Source organism: Nostoc sp. PCC 7524 (assembly GCF_000316645.1).
Classification (GTDB): Bacteria; Cyanobacteriota; Cyanobacteriia; order Cyanobacteriales; family Nostocaceae; genus Trichormus.
In genome coordinates this window covers 3,165,824-3,184,305 of record NC_019684.1, presented here as the reverse complement: position 1 = coordinate 3,184,305, position 18,482 = coordinate 3,165,824, and the positions used below count along the sequence as shown (strand labels likewise).

General features: G+C 40.3%; 15 protein-coding genes. 7 read left to right on the top strand and 8 right to left on the bottom strand.

Annotated features, from left to right (window positions below):
• Positions 1-41: 41 nt before the first annotated feature.
• The gene (locus NOS7524_RS12705; protein WP_015138885.1) at positions 42-236 is read right to left on the bottom strand and encodes a ChaB family protein; all 195 of its coding nucleotides are present in this window, start codon (positions 234-236) and stop codon (positions 42-44) included.
• Between the two features lie 109 nt (positions 237-345).
• On the opposite strand from NOS7524_RS12705, the gene hemL reads away from it, so the two are divergent.
• Positions 346-1,644, top strand: coding sequence for a glutamate-1-semialdehyde 2,1-aminomutase (gene hemL / locus NOS7524_RS12700; protein ID WP_015138884.1), 1,299 nt, complete (start codon positions 346-348; stop codon positions 1,642-1,644).
• Between the two features lie 51 nt (positions 1,645-1,695).
• Here hemL and NOS7524_RS28640 read toward each other — a convergent pair whose 3' ends face one another.
• Positions 1,696-1,857, bottom strand: a complete 162-nt coding sequence (locus tag NOS7524_RS28640) for a metallothionein (protein ID WP_015138883.1) — start codon at positions 1,855-1,857, stop codon at positions 1,696-1,698.
• Positions 1,858-2,303: 446 nt separating this feature from the next.
• Between NOS7524_RS28640 and NOS7524_RS12695 the strand changes: the two genes are divergently transcribed.
• Together NOS7524_RS12695 and NOS7524_RS12690 are read left to right on the top strand one after the other, a co-directional pair.
• On the top strand, positions 2,304-3,920 hold the full coding sequence (locus NOS7524_RS12695; RefSeq protein ID WP_015138882.1) for a serine/threonine-protein kinase: 1,617 nt from the start codon (positions 2,304-2,306) through the stop codon (positions 3,918-3,920).
• 220 nt (positions 3,921-4,140) lie between these two features.
• On the top strand, positions 4,141-4,857 hold the full coding sequence (locus NOS7524_RS12690; protein ID WP_015138881.1) for an FHA domain-containing protein: 717 nt from the start codon (positions 4,141-4,143) through the stop codon (positions 4,855-4,857).
• A gap of 284 nt (positions 4,858-5,141) precedes the next feature.
• Here NOS7524_RS12690 and dndC read toward each other — a convergent pair whose 3' ends face one another.
• Complete coding sequence (gene dndC / locus NOS7524_RS12685) at positions 5,142-6,782, bottom strand: DNA phosphorothioation system sulfurtransferase DndC (RefSeq protein WP_015138880.1); 1,641 nt, start codon at positions 6,780-6,782, stop codon at positions 5,142-5,144.
• Positions 6,783-6,966: 184 nt separating this feature from the next.
• Here dndC and NOS7524_RS12680 point away from each other — a divergent pair, with 184 nt between their 5' ends.
• On the top strand, positions 6,967-8,565 hold the full coding sequence (locus tag NOS7524_RS12680; RefSeq protein ID WP_015138879.1) for a DGQHR domain-containing protein: 1,599 nt from the start codon (positions 6,967-6,969) through the stop codon (positions 8,563-8,565).
• Here the strand turns inward: NOS7524_RS12680 and NOS7524_RS12675 are convergent, their stop codons facing one another.
• The gene (locus NOS7524_RS12675; protein ID WP_015138878.1) at positions 8,566-9,507 is read right to left on the bottom strand and encodes an HNH endonuclease; all 942 of its coding nucleotides are present in this window, start codon (positions 9,505-9,507) and stop codon (positions 8,566-8,568) included.
• Between the two features lie 21 nt (positions 9,508-9,528).
• A complete protein-coding gene (locus NOS7524_RS12670) occupies positions 9,529-9,999 on the bottom strand; it encodes a DNA phosphorothioation-associated protein 4 (protein WP_015138877.1) in 471 nt (156 codons plus the stop codon).
• 378 nt (positions 10,000-10,377) lie between these two features.
• Here NOS7524_RS12670 and NOS7524_RS28635 point away from each other — a divergent pair, with 378 nt between their 5' ends.
• The 3 genes from NOS7524_RS28635 to NOS7524_RS30710 are packed head-to-tail and all read left to right on the top strand — an operon-like array spanning position 10,378 to position 11,654.
• Positions 10,378-10,548, top strand: a complete 171-nt coding sequence (locus tag NOS7524_RS28635) for a Photosystem I reaction centre subunit IX / PsaJ (protein ID WP_015138876.1) — start codon at positions 10,378-10,380, stop codon at positions 10,546-10,548.
• A 36-nt stretch (positions 10,549-10,584) separates the two neighbouring features.
• Positions 10,585-11,337: an IS630 family transposase gene (locus NOS7524_RS29435; protein ID WP_015137665.1), complete on the top strand. Its 753-nt coding sequence runs from the start codon at positions 10,585-10,587 to the stop codon at positions 11,335-11,337.
• On the top strand, positions 11,253-11,654 hold the full coding sequence (locus tag NOS7524_RS30710) for a transposase (protein WP_327084611.1): 402 nt from the start codon (positions 11,253-11,255) through the stop codon (positions 11,652-11,654). The genes NOS7524_RS29435 and NOS7524_RS30710 overlap by 85 nt, the downstream gene beginning before the upstream one ends.
• A 134-nt stretch (positions 11,655-11,788) precedes the next feature.
• Here the strand turns inward: NOS7524_RS30710 and NOS7524_RS12655 are convergent, their stop codons facing one another.
• From NOS7524_RS12655 to NOS7524_RS12650, 3 genes are read right to left on the bottom strand one after another with little or no spacing between them, the layout of a single operon-like run.
• Positions 11,789-13,861 (bottom strand): AAA family ATPase, encoded by a 2,073-nt coding sequence (locus NOS7524_RS12655; protein ID WP_015138875.1) that lies wholly within the window; start codon positions 13,859-13,861, stop codon positions 11,789-11,791.
• Positions 13,858-14,031 (bottom strand): hypothetical protein, encoded by a 174-nt coding sequence (locus NOS7524_RS30015; RefSeq protein ID WP_015138874.1) that lies wholly within the window; start codon positions 14,029-14,031, stop codon positions 13,858-13,860. Before NOS7524_RS30015 ends, NOS7524_RS12655 begins: the two co-directional genes overlap by 4 nt.
• A gap of 54 nt (positions 14,032-14,085) precedes the next feature.
• The gene (locus tag NOS7524_RS12650; RefSeq protein WP_015138873.1) at positions 14,086-18,120 is read right to left on the bottom strand and encodes a PAS domain S-box protein; all 4,035 of its coding nucleotides are present in this window, start codon (positions 18,118-18,120) and stop codon (positions 14,086-14,088) included.
• Positions 18,121-18,482: the final 362 nt, after the last annotated feature.

The window sequence follows — 18,482 nt, the reverse complement described above, 5'->3', positions numbered from 1 at the left end:
TGAATAGGGCAACTGGCATGATTTTTCTATCCACCCAGATTTTACCTTTGCAGAACAGCATTCTTTTCCATGGCCGACTGCATTCGGACTGCGCTAAGTGCCACCTGGTGAGCTTTTGCCACTTCACCATACCAATGAAGAGCTGAGTTAAAAGCTGCCCGGTACAGGTCTTGGTATGCCTCAGACAGTTGGTTACGAATCTCTAAAGGCAAGTCTTCATTGGACTTGTATAACATATTGTTATTTTTTTAGTTCGTTTAATTCTATACGATAGAAGTTCTAAGGAATTTTTAACCCTATCCTAAGATAGAGCTTTTTTTTGAATGCCCACGTTAGGAGAGAACCTTGGTAAATACCACGATTAAAACCACAAAATCACAAGAAATTTTCGCAGCTGCCCAAAACCTCATGCCAGGAGGTGTTAGTTCCCCAGTCCGTGCCTTTAAATCTGTAGGGGGACAACCCATAGTCTTTGATCGGGTGAATGGTGCGTATATCTGGGACGTAGATGGCAACCAATACATCGACTATGTAGGAACTTGGGGACCTGCTATTTGTGGTCATGCCCATCCAGAGGTGATTGGCGCACTCCATGAAGCTTTGGAAAAAGGTACTAGCTTCGGTGCGCCCTCATATCTAGAAAATGTCCTGGCGGAAATGGTGATTGATGCCGTTCCTAGCATCGAAATGGTGAGATTCGTCAACTCTGGCACAGAGGCTTGTATGGCTGTATTGCGGCTGATGCGGGCTTTCACTAACCGGGAGAAAATCATCAAGTTTGAAGGCTGCTACCACGGACACGCTGATATGTTCCTAGTCAAAGCTGGCTCAGGTGTAGCGACACTAGGTTTACCTGATTCCCCAGGAGTGCCAAAATCAGCCACTAGCAGCACTCTGACCGCTCCTTTTAATGATTTAGAAGCCGTCAAAGCTTTATTTGCAGAAAATCCCGATCAAATTGCAGGTGTGATTCTAGAGCCGGTTGTCGGTAATGCTGGATTTATTACCCCTGATGCAGGCTTTTTAGAAGGATTGCGGGAACTGACTCACGAGCATGGAGCTTTACTCGTGTTTGATGAAGTAATGACAGGCTTCCGCATCGCCTATGGTGGCGCACAAGAAAAATTTGGCATTACACCCGATTTAACTACCATGGGTAAAGTTATCGGTGGCGGTTTGCCAGTAGGTGCATATGGCGGTCGTCGCGATATTATGTCTATGATTGCCCCGGCTGGCCCTGTGTATCAAGCGGGAACACTTTCGGGAAATCCCTTAGCAATGACGGCTGGGATCAAAACCCTGGAGTTACTGCAAAAGCCGGGTACTTACGAGTATCTGGAACGGATTACTAAAAAGTTAGCAGACGGTTTGTTGCAAGTTGCTCAAGAAACTGGTCATGCAGCCTGTGGTGGTCACATCAGCGCCATGTTTGGTTTATTCTTCACCTCTGGCCCTGTGCATAACTACGAAGATGCTAAAAAGTCAGATACAGCTAAATTCGGCCGCTTCCATCGCGGTATGTTAGAGCGCGGTGTCTATTTAGCGCCTTCTCAGTTTGAAGCTGGTTTTACCTCTTTAGCTCATACTGAAGAAGATATCGACAAGACCATAGCGATCGCACGGGATGTGCTATCTAGCCTATAAGTGCTGAGTGCTGTTAGCGGAAGTTAACAGCACTTTCAATTCAGCACTCACTCAACATCCACAACCATTGTGACCACAGCCTTTGATGGTTTTATGACCTTCAGCACAACCTTCAGAGCAATAGTATTTGCCATCTTTGCTGACAGCTTTTTCTACAGAAACGATACATAAGCAATCCTGACAGGCACACTTCATTTGATTTACCGTAGTCATAATTTTTCTCCATTAATTCTTGCTTGCTAATACACTACAATATCTGAACATATATTCAAGTATTGGTTAATATAACTTAAAATAAATTGTCACTCAGTATTGGTGTAGCCACTGGGAGAAAAGCAGTAATAACTATAGTGGATACACGTAAGCATAAATATAAAAAATGAATCAAAAAATATAGATTGTGTCAGATTTTTACGTAAAAAAACAGGCGATCGCTGTGGTGGATTTCTAGATATGATATAAGCTCGACACAACCGGTAAGTGTAGGTATAATAAGTTATTTGAACTTGAGCATTGCTTTCAGTAAACCAGATTCAACTTTAGGAACTCTTCAAAGGATTTCCCGCAAAACTCTCCTGGTAGGAGTTGATTTTGAATCTCAATAATAAAAACAGAGTGTAACGCTCTTTGCCATTATTCGTGCAGCGAGTTGACAGTGCATGAGCTATTGCATAAATCCGACCTGTCCCAATCCAGAAAATGTAGCATATAGTCAAAGGTGTCAATCTTGTGGCTCGCAACTATTATTGCGCGATCGCTATCGAGTGTTGAAGCCATTGGGTCAGGGTGGCTTCGGAGCAACATTTTTAGCCCGTGATGAAATTTTGCCAGGAGAACCAAGTTGTGTCATCAAGCAACTGCGTCCTTCAGGAACGACACCACACGTTTTACAGATGGCGCGAGAACTGTTTGAGCGAGAAGCTAGAACCCTCGGCACCATCGGAAATCATCCCCAATTACCAAGATTGTTGGACTATTTTGAAGAGCAAGAGCAATTCTACTTAGTTCAGGAATATATTAGTGGTTCTACCTTACAGCAAGAGGTGAAACTAAATGGTACCTATAGTGAAGCTGGTGTCAAACAATTCTTAAGTGAAATTCTCCCCTTACTGCAATATATCCATGAGCAAAAGGTCATTCATCGTGATATTAAGCCAGCAAACTTAATTCGCCGGACTCAAGATGCCAGAATGGTACTGATTGACTTTGGCGCAGTTAAAAACCAAGTCAGTCAAGCAACCACCAACCAATCAGGACATACAGCCTTAACTGCATATGCTATTGGGACTCCTGGTTTTGCACCTCCAGAGCAAATGGCGATGCGTCCGGTTTACGCTAGTGATATTTACGCCTTGGGGGTAACGTGCGTATATCTCCTAACTGGTAAAACCCCTAAAGACTTAGATTACAATCCCACAACCGGTGAAGTAATGTGGGAACACTTGGTACAAGCCAGTGATCACCTGATCAGTGTACTGCGGAAAATGTTGGAAGTCTCCGTTCGCAGTCGCTACCAGACAGCAAAAGAAGTTCTCAGAGCATTAGAGATAGAACCGTATTTAGAAAGTTTGGCTAATGGATTGATAGTTAAATCCGATACTAACAATAAAGAGCAAACACACAATCGTCCAGAAGATTCTGCGGTTTTATGTAGCAACTCATCTGCTGCGGCTACTGGTTTAGGAGTAGCACAGGTAGCAGCAGCAATTCGAGCTAGGCGAGCCAAAAATGCAGATAGCACCCGATTAGATGTGAGGGGAAAACCAGGAGTTCCAGTTTCTAAACCCACAACTTTGGCTAACATTAACAGTAATGGTTCACAGACTCAAAAATCTAAAGTTGGACGCAGACTGGATACTCAAACTTTACTCACAGCTTATTTAAAAGGGAGACGAGATTTTGCTCTACATAATTTAAACTTGCTCAATCTCCAAGGTACTGACTTATCAGGAACGAATTTTCATTCTGCTCAATTGCAAAATACTAATCTCCAAGGTGCTAATCTCCAAAATACTGATTTTGGTAGAGCTAGTCTGACTCGCGCTAATTTGAGGGATGCTAATTTAAACAAAGCTTACTTTAATCATGCCGATTTAGAAGGAGCAGATCTCCGAGGATCTGACCTCACTAATGCTTATTTGACTCATGCTAATTTGCGGGGAGCAAATCTTTGTGGTGCTAATTTGACAGGGGCAAAAATTTCTGATGAACAATTAGCGTTAGCAAAGACTAATTGGATGACAATCCGCCCCAATGGTAAACGAGGCTTGTTGTAATTTCAAAAGTCAGACTAAGTTTTTGAATTAAGTAAGTTACTCTCAATTTGATGATAGTTTGAGGTGTAATATACTTAACCGAGATTAGAAATTTATATGTGTTGGTCGTCAAATATAGAATATAAGCTAATCGTTATTTATGTTTACTAGATGATTCTCTTGTAGTAAGGGCTAAAGCCCTGATTTTATGCAAATTTAATGCTCATTAGCTTATAGATTTATGATAACTAAATTGCAAAATCAAGAACTAGAACGGCGATTAAGTTTGTATCAGGTATTCATTTCTTTATATGAACGCCATAGTCATCTTTTAGATGAAATTCTTCAGCTAGAAAATCTCTCTCTGTCATCTTTGACTGGTGTGAAGCCGCGTTATGTGCAGGGTGTAGTGGATAATTCATCTGTTTATGTCATCACTAATCTGTGTGATAATCAGACACAAACTCTACAACAAGGGCAGTACATTTGGACAATAGGACGCGATCGCAGCAATGGTATCTGTACCCATGACCAACATTTATCCCGTTGTCACGCTGCAATCCAATATCTGGAAAATCAAGGCTTTTACTTAATCGACTGCAACAGTACCAATGGTTCATTTGTCAATGGTGAACCTGTGTATCAGCCTGTTAAATTGCAAGATGGCGATCGCATTCGTTTAGGGAGCTTAACCTTTGACTTTTTCTTAAATCATCAACGCCGTGTTTTACCAAACTTAGCAACAAACTTACTAACACAAGTATTACCCACATTAGCCAATCAACAAACAGCTAAATTCAATAATATTTCTGTTAACCAATCAGGTGCAATTGAAAACACTGATAATACTGTACACATTAACCTAGATTATTTTTCTGTGGGCAGGTTAGAATCTGGAGAATATAACTTTAGCGAACAAAAAAAATCAGAAATTTTAGACCAATTTTTTTCAAGATAATGAGGTCAAAAAGAAGGGTGTGGGGTATAGGGGGTAGGGTGTAGGGGAAATCAGTGGGGGCTTGACCCACCACTGATTTTAGACCACCAAATCGGAGATTTTGGTAGGGGCTTTGACTCGAAGGTGGTTTCGGGGCAGAGTGTAAAAATAATATAGTTTTCTCTTCTTCCCCCACACCCCACACCCTGCACCCTACACCCTGTTTTGGTCAATAGTCTTGGCGATGGGATAATGTTAGGGTGTAAGGGTTTTGAAGACATACACACCTATTACCCATTGCATAGCTATTTTTTGAATTTTATACCTGCCCAAGTTACCTGCTTATTACTTTCCGCCTCGCCTTCATCTACAGCATCCCCTAAAGTTAGCTGCTTAACTTTTTCCCTAACTTTGGCAATATCACCTTGACTAACAGCTTCTCTTAAGTCGCGTTTTAAATGAGCATTTCTAATGGCTTCTTCAGGAGAACGGGAACTGGTATCAAAGCATTTTTCTAGGCTATCGTAAATACCGACTCGCTTTGATTTTTTCCGAAATTGGTATTCTGTATCTAACAATTTTGCCATCAGTTCCAAGTGCATGGCATCACCTGCACAGATTTCTTCTAATACAGCCCATTCATCTCTACCTAGTAGATTAAGATCAGCACCAGGACGTGGATCTTTGAATTCTTCACCAGTCACTTCTTGATAAATACGGGGTAAGCTATCGTCAAATTCATGTTTTTCTTCTAGCCAGATGCGGCGAATTTCACTCATTTCTTCTATGGAGATGAGGGTAATATTACGCATATGTTCTGGTGCTGTGCGGCGGATTTGGACTTCTGCTTCTAATAAGCGTCTAAGCCAATGTTCGCGCCATTTTTTAGTATAGGGGCCAGAAATTGGTTCAACAGAGGTTTTTCCATCTTTAGTACGCTCAACCAGTTGAACAACTCCACGAAGGCGGCGAAAATCCCTCTTATCTTGGTCACTATGATTATCTAATTCATTACGGATATCCAATAAAGGCTGCATCCATTCCTTTTCTTCATCATTTTGGATCATTGCCTCCATCGATTTATCCTGGCTAACTATTGTGCAAACCCAGCAGCCAAAACGAGAATCACCACAACTAGGAGTAGAAGTATCAACAACTAATGGACATTCATTATCTGCTGTTGCTCCTCGATACATAGTGAATAAATCTTTGTTGCTGTATCCCCAAGGGTTTTGCCATTGATTTAGGTAAATCCAAACTTCATCAGTACGCCAATCTTCGATAGGACTATAGATTAAAGAATTAGGTAGGCTGGAACTATGGTAAAGCAGAGAGTTAAGTGAAACTAAATTAGAATTGAGGCGATCCCTAAGACTACCTGCTTGATGTTTTTCCATTGAGATAGCACGTTTGATGCTTTCATTCCTCCGTGTACCTAAAGCCAGAATAACTTCTCCGTTAACTCTAACTACATCACGGACAAAGCGGTTAGAGGGATAAATCTTCAAACGGTCTGTACACCAACGAAATTTTCCTCTTGGCGCTGGATAACCTTTACCAATTAAATTTACCCAAAAAGTTTCTTTTATCTCTGGTTGTAGTAAATGAGGTTCAATTGGCATTGCTTGCTCTTTGGCAGCTACTTTCATCTGTTCTAGAGAGTTGCGTACCCACATAGCAACAATAGGATTTTCTACCAGAGTGTCTGTTGTAATCACATATATTGTCTTATGTCTTTTTTGTGGTGGGAGTCCGGCGATGGCATTCCAAATCAGTTGTAAAGTCGCCGTGCTGTCCTTTCCTCCTGAATAGCCCACAACCCAGGGTATCGCATCCAAACAATACAATTCTTGAATTTCAGTGGTAAGAGCTTGGATGTATTCTACTAACTCTGCTACAGTACGTGTCTGCTGACCTTTATTTTCTGGTTGTTGTGCTGTACTCATTTCTCCCTACCTCTGGACATATGGGCGTTAACTCATTTTTTCTATCCGGGCAAAGGTCATTCACGGCTAAACATAAAGAACTTACCTATCCGGGTTGCTAATAAGTTTTTAAAAACTGCTTACTTAGTATCTACTTTTTTGGGCAATATATCTATATACTTTCACTTAGTTTTTAAAAATTAATATGAGAGATAGTGCATCTAACCCAACTTCAGATATTGCTAGAGAGTATCTAGAACGAGAAAATAAGGAGAAAGAAGTATTGTCTTTACTTCTAAGCAGCTTTTTAGATAAAAAAGACCATATTCTGGTTCAAAAAACCGAAATGGGCGGAACTGAGGCTTATGTCGGTTCTGTAACTTTAGAATGGTTTGCAGGTCGGGTTCACTTCGCCTCTGGTTTACCTCTACTGCAAAAAAAGTACAATCCAGAAACCGATAATATTGAAATTGACGCAGATAGTATCGATGAAATTCAACAGCGTCCCCTTGACTGGTCGCGTCAAGCACCGTTAGTTCAGTATTTAGCTGCTAGAAGAAATCATAAGTTTCCACCTGTGCTGGTAGTAATTAATCAGCCTTGGGCGGATGACCAGAAAGCTACTGAGTGGGATAGTGAAGGACGAGCGAAAACATCTACGACTAATTTTACTCCTCTAGACAAAGATGGTAAGGTCGGGTTACTTAATGTTTCGGAAGAGAACGTCACCATTTATGCGCTAGATGGTCAACATCGTCTGATGGGGGTGCAAGGGTTGATGGAGTTAATCAAAACTGGTAAACTCCAGCGATACAAAAAGGATAAAACGGCTGATGATAGTTTTATCAAAGTGTCAGACTTGATAGACCAATATCAGGTAGATCCTACTTATTTACATAACTTACCCAAGGAAAAAATTGGTATTGAATTCATTTGTGCAGTGAATGCTGGGGAGACTCGCAACGAAGCCAGGCGGCGGGTGAGATCAGTTTTTGTTCATGTTAACTTGATGGCTGCACCGTTAACTAAAGGTCAGTTAGCACAGCTAAATGAAGATGATGGTTTTGCAATTGTGGCGCGAAAAATTGCTGTTACTCATCCGCTTTTAGAACAAAGACCAAATCGCAATCCTCGCGTTAATTGGAACAGTGCAACGGTGGCGACGAATTCTACAGTTTTAACGACGCTACAAGCATTACAAGATATGTCTGAGAGATATTTGGGTCAAAAGTTCCCCCACTGGAAACCGTTCGAGAAAGGTTTAATTCCCATGCGTCCAGAAAATGAGGAAATTGAGCAGGGAATTGAGGAATTTAGAAAACTTTTTGATAATTTGGCTAGCCTACCTAGTCTGAAAATTTTGGAACATGAGGATACACCTGTTTTAAGAAGGTTTAGCTTTGAAAAAGGAGGTGGGGAAGCAAATATACTTTTTCGTCCTGTAGCCCAAGTGGCTCTAGCGCAAGCTTTAGGATTTTTAGTGTTTAAAAAGGGTTTGTCCCTAAGCAACATTTTTAAGAAGTTACGGAAGTTTGACCAGCAAGGGGGCTTTAGTGGTATGGAGTATCCCCAATCTCTTTGGTATGGAGTATTATATGACCCGAATAAAAAGCGGGTGCAGGTTGCTGGAAAAGATTTAGCTGCTAAGTTATTAATTTATATCTTGGGTGGACTTCAGGATCGGATGGAAGTGGCTGAACTTCGCAAGGCTTTAGCTAATGGGAGAACTGTAGAAAATAAAACAATTAATTTTACTGGTGAGTTTGTAGAACCAAAAGAAGTAGGATTGCCACTTGTGTTGTAATTAAGCTTGAAATAAATTTTGGCGATGCCATTGTAACGCTTCTAATTCTGGAAAGTATTGCTCTTTCTCTGGTAAAAGTAGTCTTTCACCATGAAAAAATTTCATAGGTTTAGTGTGGGGAGATATTTCTTCTAATTCCTTGCTAACAATAATTTTATATTGCTCATCAGCAGTAAACCAACCACGGTCAAAAGCCCAATGGTGATTCTTACAAAGAGCAATACCATTGTGAATTCGACTATCATAAAATTGTGAAAATGGTTTGATGTGTGCGCCATCTACAAGATTTTGGTTTACGGCTTTAGTTACTCTAATACCGCAAAAGGCACATTTGTAATCATACACATGAACAATAGTTTTTCTGAAAAAAGCATTTCTAATAGCTGCTTTTCTGAAACACCATTTTGGATTAATATCTAAGTTTGTTGAGTTCACTAATTTTGCTATTTCTAAATCATCTTCTAGAAAAGATTGATTAATTTGTAAAATTTCTTCAAGTTCATCCTGCTGTTCTTGGAAAAAAGTTGTTGCAAGTGCATCAATTAATTCTTGTCTTGAAGATTCATCTTGTAAAAAATTAAATAGTTGATTATCAAGATAAGCATATGCAACAGCCTCTTTTAGCTTGTTAGTTGTTTTTGGCTGTAACCCCTTAAATTCCGGCTTCAATACTAAGTACCAAAAGCCATCATTTTGGAGATGAAAGAATGGATAATGCAAACCACCTTTGTAAGATTTAGATCCTAAAATATTCCAATACCTTTCAAATGTTTGAATTAATTCCTCAGAAACTGGAATTTGATTGTTAGCAATAATTCCTCGTGTAATCAGATCAATAACCGTTAAAACTAAGATTGGTTTATATTGAGCATTACCACGCTTACGGCTGCTACTCACGTTTAATTGTGAAAGTAACTGGCAATAGTAACCTAAATTTTTCATATTTTATTGGTAAAATTTAGATTAATTTAAAAATTTTCTTAAATCAAATTCTTCTTCTAGTGAATCTTTAGTTTGTTTTTCAGAAATTAAAGATAATAGAAGACGTTCTGAATAATCAACTGCTCCTCGTAGTTCACTTTCTAATATTTCCAGCCCTCCATTAGCATATTCTTCAAATATTTGGGTACGTTTATCTTCATATTCTTCTTCTCTTGAAGAAATTATCTCTATATCTTGAGTTTCATTAACTGCTATTAATTTAATAATTAGTTCATACCCCAATGACGCAAAGTTTTCTTGGGGAATTGGAGAAGGTTCTCTTTTAGTTGTTTCGCCTAGAGGGACACGCTTTTTATATTTAAAGCCTAATGAAGCTGCAAAAACCATGACTTCTACATAAGTTTGGAATGGCCCTGTTGTGTCTTTTGATGTAACTAATGATTTCACCAACTCAGCTTTATCTTTAGCAACCTTGATTCTATTTGCAGCCATGACGAAAATATATACTTTGTAGGTATTGTAACTGAAATATCAACGCGATCACACTCTCTAACCTGACTATTTTATACTAAGTGTAAGGGCGATCGCCCATACCAGCAGCCAGCAGCAGTAATTTCTCTGATACCATATAATTCCTCATCCATATTGAGTATTACCAATTAATTTAAATCCTATCTGTAGTTAGAAGCTTAATGAAATCATAGTAATTAATTTGTTAAGTAGATTTAACTTTTACCTCGGATGCTGGCAGTTTTTCATACAAAGCAAACACAACTATTTTTCCAGTCAATTGCATAAACAATTTAGACAAATCTCCCTTGCCTCACTTTGATTGCAATTAATTCAATAACTTGTTTGAGTGAGTATCTTATGCAAAAACAAAGCGATCAAAAAGGTTATTTTCTTCAGTATCTTTCCCTTGCACCAGTTTTAGCTGTGATTGTCATCTCAATTGCATTTTCTCTATGGGCAATTTTTAATTTTGTTTTTCCTGATCTTCTCTTCCATCCTATGCCTTATACCAATTCACGAAAAGTATGATACAGATAAATAAGGAATAAATATTAACGAGCAAAGATGGCTGGAGTAACCAAAGTAGAAATAAAAGAGTCAGTAGAGGAATTACATGAGTTGCTCTTAAAACAAAAAACAGCATCAAGTTTTGAACGGATTCAAGCTTTGTATTTGCTGAAAATAGGACAAGTGAAAACAATACAAGATGTAGCGGTGGTAGTAGGAAGGGCAAGGGTAACGGTACAAAGATGGTTAAAAAATTATCAAGAGTCGGGAATCAAGGGTCTATTAACAACTCTAAAGAGTCCAGGGCGACCTGCAATAATTAGCTTACAAGTAAGAGAGCAGCTAGACAAAGAGCTTCAAGAATCGGAGGGATTCAAAAGTTATGAGGAAATCCGAACATGGTTAAAAGCAGTAGAAGGGATAGAAGCATCATATAAAGTAGTACATGATACAGTGCGCTATCAAATGAAAGCAAAGCTAAAAGTGCCGCGAGCAGTAGGTATTAAATACGATAGCGAAGCAGAATCAGAATTTAAAAAAACTGCCACAATACCTAGAAGTAATAAAAAACACGTCATAGCACCAGTAGATAGGCAAAAAACAATGAGATATTGGTGTGGGGACGAAAGCCGTGTGGGATTGAAGACTGAAGCTGGGAGACTAATTACTAAAAAAGGAGTCAAGCCCATCGGCATTATGCAATGGAAGCGGGATAATTTTTACTTATATGGATTAGTGGAACCCTTAACTGGAGAGTATTTTATCTGGGAATTCTCTCATTTGAATACAGCCTGTTTCAATATTTTTTAGAAAAATTTTCCCAGACTTATGCTCAAGATATTCATATTCTTCAGTTAGACAATGGGGCTTTTCATTTAAGTCAGCATCTGAAAATACCAGAAAACATAGTTTTGTTATTTCAACCTCCACATACACCTCAAGTTAATCCAATAGAAAGATTGTGGGAAGAAGTTAAAAGGCATCTAACTTGGGAAAGCTTCTCAAATTTAGATGAATTAAGAGAATTTATCTGGAAGCGATTGGAACAATTAAACACATCAGTTGTTGCTTCTATCACAGGTTGGGATTTTATTCTTGATGCTTTATTTGTATCAGGCTTTTCGTGAATTGGTATTAATAGATGACAGCTTAATCAGATTGATTCTATCACCAAAGACGCAAAGTTACTAATAGTAAACTCTTGCGTCTTTTACTGCCTTTTACCTTCAGTTGTGTACATTGGTGTTTTTAAAATTTATTTTTACCAATCCCGTTCTACCTCAATTATCTCTGTGTATTCAAACTCATTTGGACTTTGCTTAACTAAAGGATATCTTTCTCCTGCCACCTCAAGATAATCTTGCTCACAATCTGGCTTCGAGGAATAATAAGTCAGTACGTATTCCCTACCAATTCTGTCTGAAATTTCTGCTTCTACTTCACCCCGCCACTGAGTTTTAGTCACTAACACAATTAATTGATTGGCTAATTTCGGTAAAGTTTGAGCGACGCGGCGGCGATAACTTTCGTCCAAACTACCAAAAGGTGAATCCATCACTATGGGGAAGGTACTACTATCAGGAACGGTGAGAATTTTGCGCTTTTCACTCCACTCGCGGACTTTATCGATGATGCTGGCAATAAAGGATAAACTCAGAATCTGATTTTCTCCGGTAGATGCGGCAACTGGGGCTTCTGTACCTGCTGTGTTTTCTACTAGGGTTAGTTCATACTTATCACTAATTTGAGGTATGTAAGGTGTGAAAGAAATAGCATTAAAAATTTCTTGTAATCGCTTTTCTAGTTGCAAGCGAAACTGCTTTTCTTGACGGTTGCGGACTTCTGTTAACCTTTCAATGGCATCTTGGGTGGCATTAATGCGCCGTTGTGCTAATAATTGTTTATCTTCGTTGAGTTTCTGCTTGGCAATTTGTTTGACTAAGGCATCAATTTCGGTTTTGAGGTGAGAAATTTGCTGCTGATTTGCACCTTGTTCTCTGTTTAATTCATCAATTTTATTTTCAATTTCATCTAGGCGTTTTTGTAAACTGCTAATTTCTTCATTGGCATCTTTTCGCAAGCGTTCTTGAATACTATCTAATTCGACTTCAATTTGGGAAATGTTTTGGCGTAATTGATTAATCCTCGCTTGCTCTCTGTCTACTTCTTCCCAAAATGCTGTGGCTTGTTTGTCGATTTCGTCTACTTGGGCGCTCATGCGAATCGCTGTTTCTTCTACAGATGAAGAACCAGCTTTATCTAACCACAGACTGACATTGCTATGAGCATGACTACCTTCATGTAATTCTGTACCACAAATACAGCGTTGAGAATTGAGTAATTCATTAACAAATTCCCGTGAAATTCCAGAGGTTAATTCACCTCGCTGTTTCAAATCATGGAGAATTGTCCGAAATTGGGCTGTAGTATCTGAGAGGAGAACTGTATAACCCCGCGCAGAAATAATTTTTTTCAGGGCTTCTCTAGTTTGTCTGAGGTTGTCTTGGTTTGCTGTTTTCTGATTTTCTAGTTCTTGTCGTCTTTCTTGTAGTTCTTTAGCGGCACTCAGTTCACGTAACCGATTACCTGTCTCTTTTTTAAAGGTTTGTTGATATTCTATTTCTTGCTTAATTTCTGCTTGGCGGGTGTTGATGCGTGCAATTTCTTGCTCGATTTTTTCTTGTTCACGTAATAACTGTTTGATTTCTGAATCACCAATTGCTTTTAACTCGTTCTCTAAAGTTTTTTTGGCTTCTCCTAGATGTCTAATAGAACGGTTAATGACTTCTACGCCTAAGAAAATTTTGGTGGCTTCGGCAATTTCAGCTTTTTTATCAGAACGAACTATTTCTTCTATACGCTCACCATCGAAGAAGAAATATTGATGTAGACTAACTGGTAAAATCTGCCCGATGATTTCTTCTGGTTGCTGGCTGGGGTAATACCATCTTCCATCATCCCCAGCTACTTGCATGAGTAATTCGGTTTTGGTGATGGCAACGTCAGTTTTGTTTTTGTAAACTCGACATTGGCGTTTAACATTGTAGCGTTTACCTTCATGTTCCCAGTTAATTTCTACCCAACATTCTACAGATTGATTGGGTGTAGCTTCTGCGATCGCTCGTTTATTGACTAACTGTTCTGTAGAGGCAAAGGCAGCACTAAACTTCTCATATAATACCCACGTAAAAGCATTCAGTAAACTGGTTTTACCTGCGCCATTATTGCCGTGAATGATGGTGGTGTTGAGGACATCTCCCCCAGACAGAATTATCTCTGGTGTTTTGCCATAAAAAGAGCGAAAGTTACACAGTTTAATTGAGGTGAGCTTCATTGTACTGCCCCCTTCACGATATCTAAAATATCATCGTTGATGGGGCTGTTACTTTTCCTATCGAGTCGGTTTTTTTCTAGATGCCATACTCGCTCAATAATTTGCCGCACCTCTGGCGGAGCATTAATAATTGGTTCTTGCACATCATCAATATTTTGCTCTGGCGACATCTTCGTTTTTTTTAATGGCGTTTTTCTCTATTTTACCCGCCGCGATCGCTGCTTTTACATTGGTAAATTCCGCCAATCTTCCCCAATCACAGCAGATAAAGTATGCAATAAATCTGTGGCGGTGTAGGGCTTAGACAGAAATTTCTCTGCACCAGCCGCGATCGCTTTCTGTTCGTTGGCGGGTAAGCCACTGGTGGCAATAATCTTAACTTTGGGGTTGAGGGATCGTAGGGTGCGGATAGCTGTTAAGCCGTTCATGTTAGGCATGAGTATATCTAGTAAGACGACGCTGATTTCTTGCTGATATTGGGCATATAGTGCGATCGCCTCAATGCCATCTTCAGCGACAAGGGTTTTGTAGTGATGATTTTCCAGGGTGTCTTGTATGGTTTGTTGGACGATGGCTTCATCATCGACAACCAAAATCAACTCACCGTTACCTCTAGGTAATTCCGTCTCTATGATTGCCTCGGTTGCTGTGCCTTCTCCTCTGGGTAAGAACACTTGAAGTTGTGTTCCTTTACCTAGCTGAGTTGATACTTGCACAAAACCGTCGTGATTCTTGATAATACCTAAAGCCGTTGATAGTCCTAGTCCTGTACCTTTACCGACTTCTTTAGTAGTAAAAAAGGGATCAAATATGCGTTCTAAGATTTCTGGCGGAATTCCTGTGCCTGTATCTGAGACAGTCACCACGATGTAGTCTCCTGGGCGTGCTTCTAGGTGCATTCGCGCATAGGTTTCGTCAATTATCCGGTTTTCAGCAGTGATAGTGAGCTTCCCACCATTGGGCATGGCATCACGGGCATTGACTACTAAGTTCATGAACACCTGATCTAGTTGGGTGGGATCTGCTTGCACCAGCCACAAAGTATTTGTGGCAATATTATTAACAATTTCAATTGATTTAGGAAATGTCTGCTTGATGACTTTGACTAATTCTTTGAGCAAATGTCCAGGTTGCAACAGGATGCGTTTCCCTTCTGTGCCACGGGCAAAGGTGAGAATTTGTTTAACTAAGTCAGATCCCCGCTTGGAACTGTTTTCTAGTGTTTGGAACAGTTCTTGAGTCCGTGCATCAACATTTTTGCATCTTAATGGCAAAAGTTGGGCAATCATCATGATGGGAGCAAAAACGTTGTTGAGATCGTGAGCAATGCCACTGGCTAAAGTTCCTACGCTCTCTAGGCGTTGAGCGCGGTAAAATTGCTGCTCTAGTTGTTTTTTCTCGGTGATGTCGGTGTTGACTGCTAAGATAGATTGGGTTTGTCCGAATAGATTGTTGATCAGTGTCCATCGACTAGCAACGATAATTTTTTTACCAGTTTTGGTGGTTTTCTCTAACTCTCCTTGCCAAGAACCTTGTTCGACAGTGGTTTTTAAACCGGCTTCCAGTTGAGACAAGGATTCTGTGTGGAAAAGTTCATGGGCTAATTTCCCTACACTTTCCTCTGCTGTCCAACCGTATAATTTTTCAGCACCTCGACTCCAGAACAAAATGCGGTTTTCTAAATCTCGGACGAAAAAGGCATCGGTGGCGATATCAATTAAAGCGGCTTGTTCGGCCATTTTTTGTTCTGCTAACTTGCGATCAGAGATATCAGTGGAAATACCACCCACAGCATAGGGTTTACCAGTCGCATCGCAGAGGGGGAACTTCACAGTGATGTAGGTGTGTAGCCCATCTGCTTGAGGAACAACTTCTTCTATTTGAATCAATTGCTTGGTTTTGAGTACGTGTTGATTATAGGCAGCAAATTTATCAGCAATCTCAGCAGTCCAAAATTCATAGATACTCTTACCCACCATATTCTCTGGAGTTGTCGATAAGAGTTCTGCATACCAGCGATTAACTAACAGATGTCTGTTTTGTGCGTCAACCATGTAGATGGCCACAGCACAATTGTTGATAATTGCTTGCAGTTTTTGCTCACTGTCCTTTAGTGCTTCTTGAGACTGCTTGCGCTCAGTGATATCTGTGGAAATACCACAAATAGCGTAGGGTTTACCATCACTAGCGCAGAGGGGAAACTTGACTGTTAAGTAAGTGTGCAAACCATCATCAAGCTCAATTACTTCTTCAAACTGCGAAGGTGTCACAGAACTGAGAACATTTTGATCGTTTCTGGTGAAGACTTGAGCAATGTTAGGAGGGAATACTTCAAAGTTAGTTTGATTTGTAACTTGCTCGTGTGTCAGGTGGGTAATTCTTTCAAATTCAGAATTCACCAGAGTATGCCGCCCTTGCACATCCTTGACATAGATGACAGCCGGAGAATTATCTATGATTGCCTGTAGCTGTTGCTGGCTGGCTCTAAGTGCAGTTTCAGCTTGTTTGCGTTCTGTAATGTCGTGATGCACTCCAATCATACGGAGTGGACGATTAATTTCATCGTAGAAGACTTGTCCTTTGCCATTTGCCCAGTGTACTGTACCATCAAGCCAAACTACCCGAAATTCGATATTACAGATGGCTTGCTCATCAATTGCCCTCATTAAGGATTGTTCTACAAATTTACGGTCTTCAGGGTGGATGAAATTAAAAAATGATTCCAATCTGTTGTCAAATGTCTGGGGATCGAGATCAAATAGATAACACATACTCTCAGACCAGATCAGTTCATTAGTTTGAAGATTCCAGTCCCACATCCCTGTGCTGCTGGCTGAAAGAGCGAGATTGAGCCGTTGCTCACTTTCTCTCAGGGCTGCCTGAGCCTGTTGCCGATCGCTCACATCACGCAGTATAGAAAGATGGCGATGCGGAATAAAATTGGCAACCGCCGCAAATTCAGTTTCTCTCACTGTGCCATCAGGACGATGTAAGCTAAACTTACCAACCATTTGTCCTTGTTCACGGAACTGTTGCCAAGCTTGGGTAAAATCAAATTCAGATGGGGCAAAGTCCGCAATTGTGGAACCTAAAAGTTCTTCCCTAGATACACCAAACAACTTACAAGCTGCGGGATTGACATCTATATACTGTCCCTCGTCATTTGTAATAGCGATCGCATCCAAAGCATGATCAAACAATGCTTGCCATTGATGTTCACGCTGTTGCAGACAAGCATTGGCTGCTACCAATTCGGCTGTACGCTCCACCACTCGTAACTCTAATTCTTGTTGAGCTTGGCGTAGTGATTTTTCCACCTGACGGCGTTGTTTAACTTCCTGTGCTAACTGCTGGTTGGTTTGCCTGAGTTCAAGGGTTTGCTCTGCAACTTTGTTTTGTAAAGCTTGAATGACTGTGACTATTTCTAGGGGATCAAGCACTTGCAGGAGATTGGTTTGTGTCACCAGCCCTTGCAGTTGTCCTTGTTCACCTACTACGGCTAACCGTCGCACCCCTCGCTCTTCCATCAACTGGTGAACAGTCCACAAAGATTCACTAGGACTGATACTTAATACAGGGGTACTCATTACAGTTTGTACCTGGGTTTGAGCTATATCTAGTCCCTGTAACTGGACTTTGAGAATATCTTTCTCGGTGATTATCCCCACTGGTATCAACACTGTCTCCTGTGGGGCGACAATGACGACACAACTGATCCGGCGATCGCTCATAATTTGCGATAATGCCAATACAGATGTAGTGGGCAGTGCATGAATAACTTCTGTCACCATCACCTCTGTCACACAGCGCAGTTTCAGCAGATGCGCTGGCTGGAGTACCTGACGAATTCTGTCTTGGGTAATCAAGCCTAGCAATTGCCCTTGCTCATCTACTACAGGCAGATGGCGAATGTGATGCTGGCGCATGAAACTTAAAGCTGTGAGAGCATTTTGAGCGGAAGCCAGTGTCAGGCTAATAACTGGTTGCGTCATTACCTCGGAAATTTTCACCCTGGATAAATCTATCCCTGCCCCCGTCAGCCTGACTACATCCCGTAAAGTGAATATACCGACTAAGTTTTTTTCCTCAACTACTAAAACACAACTACTAAAATCAGATGCAGATTCTACTTTACTACTGCTTACCGGATTCATCAGAGCAATTACATCAACGAGCAGAGTATCCGGTAACACAGTTAAAGGGTAACTCTCCATTACCTGCTCTATGGTAGGTAAGTCCACAGGATAAATTGATGGCATTAGTTAAGTTTTTCAGTGAAAGCAATAAAAAAGTGATATTAAAAATCTGAACAGCACAAAATCAGCTTCAAAAGCATGAATCTTCAAGCCAGATGACAAAATTTAACTTTTTGCTCAAATCACATTTAAGTAGAACCAGGTAAATAATTAAAGGTTTGTAGTCAGAACTTTAGTTCTCTCTGTGTTCCCATAGGGTGTCGTATACAGACGCTCCGCGTTCGCGCAGCGTCCCGCAGGTAACAGAAAAGGACTAAAGTCCTGACTACGAACTAAATCTTAATGTTTTTACATTGCTTAACATATTTTGGTTTTTTCCAGTCGTTCTACTTGTTCTGTTAAATCTTGTTAAGATACTGGGATGA